Origin of the sequence: Xenorhabdus sp. SGI240 (assembly GCF_040081915.1) — a bacterium.
In the GTDB taxonomy this organism is placed as follows: Bacteria; Pseudomonadota; Gammaproteobacteria; order Enterobacterales; family Enterobacteriaceae; genus Xenorhabdus; species Xenorhabdus bakwenae.
In genome coordinates this window covers 1-1,306 of the sequence record NZ_JBEBMB010000164.1, presented here as the reverse complement: position 1 = coordinate 1,306, position 1,306 = coordinate 1, and the positions used below count along the sequence as shown (strand labels likewise).

Here is a 1,306-nt window from a genome sequence, read left to right as displayed (position 1 = left end):
TGATAACGGGATTAGCTTCTTTAGGCACCTCAGTCGATTTCGGCGGTTGCCCGGTAATTTCCCCTAACGTATTACCCTCACCGGTCGGGGCATCGTCATGCGCCCGTTTTTTCCATAATGCTTCATCACTCGCCGGTTTAGGCGGGATTTTCTTGATTTTTGCCATGTCCTTATGCTCCGTTCATCCAGAATTTGTCACCGTGACGTAACAGCAATTTATTGCCGACCCGCACACTTTTTGAATGCTCCTGTTCTTTGGGGTGGCACTTGCCCCCCACTGTGCCGCTTTTGATGCCATTTGCCACACCGGGTTCATCGCCCAGTGTCTGGGGAACAAACGACTGCGCAAAAACCACAACGGGTTTGCCATTGGCGCGCACGGATTTTACCGGCACTGAACTGTCTGCCAGTTTGGCCATCACGGGGTAAGGAATGGGGGGCGTGGAAGAGCCTATCGGGGTTTTGCAGACATCCGGTAAAATGCCGATGACCATCCACTGGGTGCCTGTCCGGGCAAGGTAATTATCAGCCATAAATATGGATCTCCCTCTCGTCTTTGTCATCCGGTGATGCCATTCTTATCAGCGGTGCATTTGGGTCCATTTCAAAACGGGCTTCCATCACCCGGAGGGGCGATGTTGCTTCAATGTGGTAACGGTAAGTCATGGCAAGCGTGAGCGCTTCGCTGTCGATAATGAGGGTATCGGCGTACATCCGTTCCGGGAGCATTTCACCACTGAGCATCCTCAACAGGATCAGCGGCCGGTGCCCCGGCAACTGGACATGCATCTCTCCGTCACGGGTCAGGTTGAACAGACTGATACGGATATCAGGCGCAGGAAAGTCAATTTGCTGGTCGTCCGGCGCGTTATTCCAGTAACGAAAACTGAAATCCTCGGGAAGATAAGGGTGGCGTTCTGTCAGCCACTGCTCATCATAGGTGCCTGCCAGTGTGCGGCGGGGCAGCCAGGCGCGTCCGATAATCCCCAGTCCCGCAGGCTGGCACACCTTTTCCGTGATGGACGGCGGCGAATTCAGCCACTGCGCAAAGTGGGCGGCCGTTATCGGGGCATCCGGGTGTTCAATGCGGGGTGCCAGGTAGCGGGAAAGATCTTTTGCCTTCGCATACCACGGGGTGATAAAGCCCGTCCCCAGCGGATTGTATTCCCATGTGGCATGGGCAAGGGGGGCATTGTCTTTTTCCGGGTGCTGTTCCCGCTGGGTGTCGGTCAGACGAATTTCTTCGGGCACGGAAGCAGCTGCGTCATCCTTTTCGTACACTTTGCATTCCCCGCCAAAGGCATCG

The 1,306-nt window shown here is 55.2% G+C and carries 2 protein-coding genes; both read right to left on the bottom strand.

Annotated features, from left to right (window positions below):
• Positions 1–170 precede the first annotated feature (170 nt).
• On the bottom strand, positions 171–533 hold the full coding sequence (locus tag ABLA76_RS18000) for a DUF4150 domain-containing protein (protein ID WP_285809752.1): 363 nt from the start codon (positions 531–533) through the stop codon (positions 171–173).
• Positions 526–1,306: DUF2169 domain-containing protein (locus ABLA76_RS17995; RefSeq protein WP_348988955.1), on the bottom strand; the 781-nt coding region annotated here is incomplete at its 5' end. The genes ABLA76_RS18000 and ABLA76_RS17995, both read right to left, overlap by 8 nt.